We start from the raw sequence: 6506 nt of genomic DNA on the forward strand, positions 1-6506 counted from the left end.
GGGGGCCGCCGCCGGAGCGGGGGCCGGCGCCGGAGCGGGGGCCGGCGCCGGAGCGGGAGCGGGGACCGGTGCCGGCTCCACAGCCGCCTCCTCCAGCGCCTCGTCGAACGTGCCGTCCGGGTTGACCACGAGCGGCCAGCGCGACGAGCCCTCGACGAGGGTCGCGTGCGCCGGTTCGCCGGCGGATGCCGCGATCTGACGGATCTCCTCGACCACGCGGTCGCGCAGCGCGAGGCTGTCGGGGGCGACGACCTCTGCCACGTCGCTGCCGACGTGGAGCTCGGCGACGGTGCTGGACAGGATGTGGACGGTCGCGTCGGGCAGACGTGAGTTCATCGGTTCTTCTCCGGACGAAAGGGGTGGCGTGGGCGCCGCGGTCTCGGGGCCGCGCGGCGAGGCGCAGGCGACGAGGGCACAGGCTATCCGACGAGCCTGCGGGCAAGCTGACGCAGGAGGCTAGGCTCTTCGGGTGCGTCTCGTCATCGCCCGCTGCTCCGTCGACTACACCGGGCGGCTCAACGCCCACCTGCCCCTCGCCACCCGGCTGCTGGTGCACAAGGGCGACGGTTCGCTGCTGGTGCACTCCGACGGCGGCTCCTACAAGCCGCTCAACTGGATGAGCCCGCCGTGCCGGCTCGACGTCGAGGCGCCCGACGAGGAGTCGGCGTCCGCCGGGGTGCTCGAGCACTGGCGTGTGACGCACGCGAAGACCGGTGACGCGCTGCTCGTGCGCATCTACGAGGTCATCCACGACTCGTCGCACGAGCTCGGCATCGACCCGGGTCTGCAGAAGGACGGCGTCGAGGCCGACCTGCAGCGCCTCCTCGCCGAGCAGGTCGACGTCATCGGCGAGAACCTGACGCTGGTTCGGCGCGAGTTCCCGACCGCGATCGGCCCGGTCGACCTCCTGCTGCGCGACCCCGAAGGCGGCACGATCGCCGTCGAGGTCAAGCGCCGCGGCGACATCGACGGCGTCGAGCAGCTCACGCGCTACCTCGAGCTGCTCGGCCGCGACCCGCACCTGGCCCCGGTCACCGGCGTCTTCGCCGCCCAGGAGATCAAACCCCAGGCCAAGGTGCTGGCCGCGGACCGCGGCATCCGCTGCGTCACCCTCGATTACGAGGGCATGAAGGGCATCGAGTCCGGCGCACCGCGCCTGTTCTGACCCCTCCCGCGGCCTCCCTGTTCGCGGCAGGGTCTTGTGTCGTGTCGCGGGGACAGTACATACTGTCGCGAAGACAGTACTGACCCGAAATGGATGCTGCAGCAATGACGCTCGACGACTTCCGGCGTGAGATCGCCGAACCTGCCATCGACTACCGCCCCGAGCTGCGCTGGTGGCTCGCCGAAGGGCTGCACAGCGACGCGACGCTCAGACGCGAGGTCGACGATGCGCATCACCTCGGCTTCGGCGGCATGGAGTTCCTCGCCATGGACGAGGGCGCGATCGACCACGCGCGCTACGGCTGGGGCTCCGAGGAGTGGGTGCACGACTCGCAGGTCGTCGTCGAGGAGACCACCCGCCGCGGCATGTCGGTGAGCTTCACGTCGGGCACCAACTGGTCGAACGCGAACCTCCCGACGATCACGCCCGACGACCGCGCCGCCGCGCAGGAGCTCGACGTGGCGTCCGAGACGCTCGCCTCCGGCGCGCGCCGCTCCGGGCCGCTCCCCCGCATCGATCTGGAGGCGCCCGCCGCCACGCACCACCTTCCGGGCGAGCGCGGCACGATCCGCGACCAGCACCTCGTCGCCGTGGTCGCGGCCCGCGTGGTCGACGCCGGCGCGGGCGTGCTGGACGCCTCCTCGCTCACCGAGCTGACGGCATCCGTCACCGACGACACCCTGGAGTGGACGGCACCGGACGGCGACGGCGACTGGCGCCTCTTCTTCTACTGGCTGCACGGCACCGGCCAGACCGCGGAGCCCTCGGCATCCGTCAACTACACGGTCAACTACATCGACCGCGACGGCGTCGACGCCCTGATCGGCTACTGGGACGACGTCGTGCTCACCCCCGAGCTGCGCGCGCAGATCGCGCAGAACCCGCGTGCGCAGATGTACATGGACTCGCTCGAGCTGTCGACGTTCGGCGCCGGCGGGCTGTTCTGGGGCCACACGGTCGTCGACGAGTTCCGCGCCCGCCGCGGCTACGACGTGGTGCCGTGGCTGCCCTTCCTCACGCGCGACGTGCCGTTCATGGCGGTCTCGACGGTCTACCACCACCAGCCTGCCGACGAGGCCGACCGGGTCACGGTCGACAAGGTGCGCCACGACCTCGTCGTCACCTTCACCGACCTGTACATCGAGAACATGCTGCAGCCGTTCGCGGCTTTCCTGCACGGCGTCGGGATGACCCTGCGCGCCGAGATCAGCTACGGGCTGCCGTTCGAGCTGACCCGCCCCGGTCCGGAGGTCGACGGCATCGAGACGGAGTCGCTGGAGTTCGGCGCGCAGATCGACGCCTACCGGCTGATGGCCGGCCCCGCGCACCTGTTCGGCAAGCAGTACTCGTCCGAGACCGGCGCGACCACCCGCAACCACATGCTCGATCACCGCTTCTACGACCAGATCATCGCGACGCAGCTGGCCGCCGGCATCACGAAGACGGTGCTGCACGGGTGGGCCAGCCCCGCGGGCGCCGAGGGCGTGACCGAGTGGCCGGGCCACGAGGGCATGTGGCCGATGTTCTCGGAGCGCTTCGACACGCGCCAGCCGGGCTCCCAGTTCTATCCGCTCTGGACGGCCGCCATCGGCCGGCTGCAGTACGCGCTGCGCCGTGGCCGCCCGCGGATCGACGTCGGCATCCTCCGCACCGACCACTTCACCGACAACCTCGTCGGGCTCTCGCTCACGGGCCCGGACGGCGAGCGCATCCCCGACGAGGTCGCCTACGGCAGCATGTGGATGCGCGACCGCGACAACTTCTGGTGGCAGGACCTCGGCATGCAGGACGCCGGCATCACCTACGAGTTCTTCGACGGGTCCCTGCTGCTGCGCGACGACGTCTCGTTCGACGGCGACGAGGTGCAGCCTTCCGGCCCCGGCTACCGCGCGCTCGTCGTGTACCAGGAGACCCTCGACCCCGACGTCGCCGCGCACCTGCTCGCGTGGGCGCGGCGGGGCCTGCGACTCGTGGTCGTCGACGGGGCCCGCGAAGTGCAGTCGCTGAGGGAGGGGCGTCACACCACCCACGAGACCGCGGCGGCGCGCACCCCCGGTCTCGACGGACGCGACGACGAGCTCGCCGCGATCATGGCGGAGCTGCGACGGATGCCGGGGGTCCGCGTCGCCGCGCCCTCCGGCGTCGTGACCGCCCTGGACGAACTCGGAGCGGGCGGCCGTGCGCGCTTCGAGTCCGACGATCCGCACGTGCTGACGCACCTGCGTGCGGACGACGGTCTCATGGTCCTCTACGCGTACCACTTCCTCTACGAGACGACCGAGCCCACCACGGTGCGCGTCGCCCTCGAGGGCACCGGTGCGGTGCACCGGCTCGACGCGTGGACCGGCGAGCTGCGCCCGCATCGCGGCACGCGGCGGGCCGGCGACCGCACCGTGGTCGAGCTCACGCTCGCGGCCGGCGAGGTCGCGATCGTGGTGCTGGACACGACGACGGATGCTGCGGACTCGGCCGCCCCCACGGTCACCGAGGTCGCCCGGGCCGAGGCGTGGCGCCTCGTCGTGGAGAGCTGGGACGCCGGCGAGCCCGAAGTGCTCGAGGAGGACCGCGGCCTCGGATACGTGTCTCGCGAGGTGCGCCCGACGACCGCCGTGACGCGGCTCGACGCCGGCACCATCGAGCTCGCACCGTGGTCGGAGATCCCGGGCATCGGAGCCGATGTCTCCGGCGTCGGCGAGTACACCGCCGTCCTCTCCGTCGCCGAGGTCGCGGACGGTGCGCGATACCTCCTCGATCTCGGCTCGACCGGCGGCGGGCTCGGGTCCGTGCGTGTCGGCGACGGTCCCGAGCGCGGGTTCGACACCGCGCACCCTGTCGTCGACATCAGCGGCAGCATCCGTCCCGGTGACAACGCGGTCACCGTCCGCGTCTCGAGTTCGCTGAACAACCGGCTCCGCGCCCGTGGATACTATGAGCGCATCCCCGACATCGGCGCGCAGCTGACCGGCGAGGAGCGCATGCAGCACGCTGTCGTGCGCGAGTACGGGCTTCTCGGCCCCGTCCGACTGCTGCGCGAGGAGTGACGACCGGGACCGGGCGAGAGGAACGAGCAGGCGATGGCCAGAGGTGACGTCGACACCGACGCCTCCGCGGACCTGAGCCCGGTCATCGCGCCCGACCCGCTCGACCTCCGGCTGTCGCTCGCCTCGATCGTGCACTGGGCCGACAGCACCGGCGTGCGCCGCGACGTCATGGCGCGAGTCGCGTTCCCGGTGGACGACATGGGCATGTTCCTCGTCGTCAACCAGCTGTCGTACAACGGCGCGATGCGGCCCGTCGACCTCTCGCTCGCGCTCGGGCAGACCGCGACGAACATGAGCAAGATCGTCGGCCGCCTCGTGAGCGCGGGCCTCGTGGTGCGCGTCGCGGCGCCCGATGACGACCGCGGAGTGCTCGTCGCCCTCACCGACGAAGGCCGCCGCATCGGCGAGCGCATCATGTCGACGGCCGAGTCGAACATGAGCACGCTGCTCGCCGACTGGTCCCCCGCCGAGATCGCGGATCTGCGGCGCATGATGGCGCGCCTCGCCCGCGTGCACCGCTCCGCCTCGGAGCGCAGGGCCGCCTCCGCATAGGCTGGTCCCTATGCCGAGCCGATCGCCGTGGACCTGTGTGCTGTGGGACGTCGACGGAACGATCGTCGATGCGTCCGACGGCATCCTCCGTCGCCTCACGATCGCCCTCGAGCACTTCGGCAAGCGCCCGCCGACCCGCGCCGAGCTCGTGCACTGGATCGGTCCGCCGATGTACCAGTCGTTCCAGGTGAACGTCGGCATGACGCCCGAGCAGTCGGCCGAGGCCGTCGCCTTCTACCGCACGCTCGGCAAGGCGGACGGGTACACGACCGGCGCCAAGCTGTTCCCCGGAGTGGGTGAGCTGGTCACGGATGTCGCGGCCTGCGGCATCCCGCAGGCCACCGCGAGCTCGAAGCCCGAGGTGCAGGTCGTCGCCCTCATGGACCACTTCGACCTGTCGACCTCGCTCACCGCGATCGTCGGCGCGACGCCGGACGAGAAGACGCTCAGCGCGAAGTCCGACATCGTCGCCGAAGCGCTGCGACGCCTCGCGGCCGCGGGCGTCGACACGAGCCGTCCGGTGCTCGTCGGCGATCGGCACCACGACGTCGAAGGCGGCGCGGCCCAGGGCGTGCCGGTGATCTTCGTCCGGTGGGGCTTCAGCTGGCCGCACGAGTCCGAGGGCGCGCAGGCGGTCGTCGACGACGTCGACCAGCTCCGCGCCCTGCTGCTGTTCGGCGAGCACCCCGATGAGGCTGCGGCCGCGACCGCCGGCGTCGCCGATGCCTGAGCTCGCCGCCGCGATCCTGGGGTGGCTCGTGCCGGCCGTGGTCGTGTTCGGCGTGACGGCGATCGCCGTCGCCGCCATCGTGTGGGCGGTGCGCCGCGCGCGTCGCTCTCCGCGGGCACGCGCCGCCGCCGAGCAGGAGAGAGCCAGAGCGGGCGCGACGCTCGTGAAGCTCGACGACGAGGTCGGCGAGCTCGACCTCGAGGTCGGGCTCTCGGGCGCCCTCTACGGCGGAGACGCCCCGGCATCCCTGCGGCGGGCGCGTCTCACGGCGCAGCACGTCCGGGACGACGCCTTCGAGGATTACCGCGCGATCAGCGATCCCGCGGTGGCCCCCCACGAGGTGCGACGGGTCTCCGCGCGCATCGAGCGGCGCACGGGCGAGGCACTGGCGACCGTCGCCGCCGCCCGCCAGGAGCACGGCGCGTGGGTCACCGCGAACGTGTCGGCGGCGGGGCAGATCGACGCCGCACGGCGCCGTCTCGCCGGACTGCACGCGTCGATGGGCGATCCGGCCGCGCTCGTCGCCGAGCTGTCGTCGCGCTTCGCCGAGGAGGAATGGCGGGATGCCTCGCGCTCGGCGCACGCCGCGCTGACCGAGGTGGCCGCTGCCGAACGTCACCTCGATGCCGCCGCGACCCGTGCGTCCGACCCGTCGCTGAGCGCCCTCGCCGATCTCGCTGCCGCCGAACGGGCGCTCCGCCAGGCGGAGGCGGACGCCCGCAACCTCGAGGAGACCCACCGCCTCGTGCTGCAGGCGGCGCAGGCCGTGCCCGACGAGATCGCGTCGGCGCGCACGGCGCTGCGCCAGGCCTCCGTCACACGCGAGCACCTCGACGCCGCCGACGCCGCGCGGCTGGGCGCGGAGCTGCACGCCATCGACGACGAGCTGAACCGCATCGAGACGGATGCTGCCCGCCACCCCACCCGCGCGGTCGACGCCATCGCGCGCCTGCGCAGCCGCCTCGACCTCGCCCTCGGCGACGCCCGCACCTCGCAGCAGCGGCTGCGCGGCGCGCGC

Annotated in this window: 5 protein-coding genes and 1 pseudogene; 5 read left to right on the forward strand and 1 reads right to left on the reverse strand. The window is 72.5% G+C overall.

Annotated features, from left to right (window positions below; all coding sequences use genetic code 11):
• Positions 1–336: pseudogene (locus AC3A46_RS19155) on the reverse strand (MinD/ParA family ATP-binding protein); the annotation flags it as partial.
• A gap of 133 nt (positions 337–469) precedes the next feature.
• Between AC3A46_RS19155 and nucS the strand changes: the two are divergent.
• The 5 genes from nucS to AC3A46_RS19180 all read left to right on the forward strand — a co-directional run.
• Complete coding sequence (nucS, locus tag AC3A46_RS19160; RefSeq protein ID WP_310244275.1) at positions 470–1165, forward strand: endonuclease NucS; 696 nt, start codon at positions 470–472, stop codon at positions 1163–1165.
• An 89-nt stretch (positions 1166–1254) separates the two neighbouring features.
• Positions 1255–4206, forward strand: coding sequence for a glycosyl hydrolase (locus tag AC3A46_RS19165; RefSeq protein WP_487666651.1), 2952 nt, complete (start codon positions 1255–1257; stop codon positions 4204–4206).
• 33 nt (positions 4207–4239) lie between these two features.
• Positions 4240–4758, forward strand: coding sequence for a MarR family winged helix-turn-helix transcriptional regulator (locus tag AC3A46_RS19170; RefSeq protein WP_487666652.1), 519 nt, complete (start codon positions 4240–4242; stop codon positions 4756–4758).
• A gap of 10 nt (positions 4759–4768) precedes the next feature.
• Positions 4769–5488, forward strand: coding sequence for an HAD hydrolase-like protein (locus AC3A46_RS19175; protein ID WP_487666653.1), 720 nt, complete (start codon positions 4769–4771; stop codon positions 5486–5488).
• Positions 5481–6506: hypothetical protein (locus AC3A46_RS19180; RefSeq protein ID WP_487666654.1), on the forward strand; the 1026-nt coding region annotated here is incomplete at its 3' end. The genes AC3A46_RS19175 and AC3A46_RS19180, both read left to right, overlap by 8 nt.

It is taken from the genome of Microbacterium sp. Soil_C_42, from assembly GCF_057656735.1.

What these genes read in the sequence shown, in the direction of transcription:
- AC3A46_RS19175 (WP_487666653.1), top strand. Translation starts at nt 4,769, where the DNA reads ATGCCGAGCCGATCGCCGTGGACCTGTGTGCTGTGGGACGTCGACGGA.
- AC3A46_RS19165 (WP_487666651.1), top strand. Translation starts at nt 1,255, where the DNA reads ATGGATGCTGCAGCAATGACGCTCGACGACTTCCGGCGTGAGATCGCC.
- AC3A46_RS19170 (WP_487666652.1), top strand. Translation starts at nt 4,240, where the DNA reads ATGGCCAGAGGTGACGTCGACACCGACGCCTCCGCGGACCTGAGCCCG.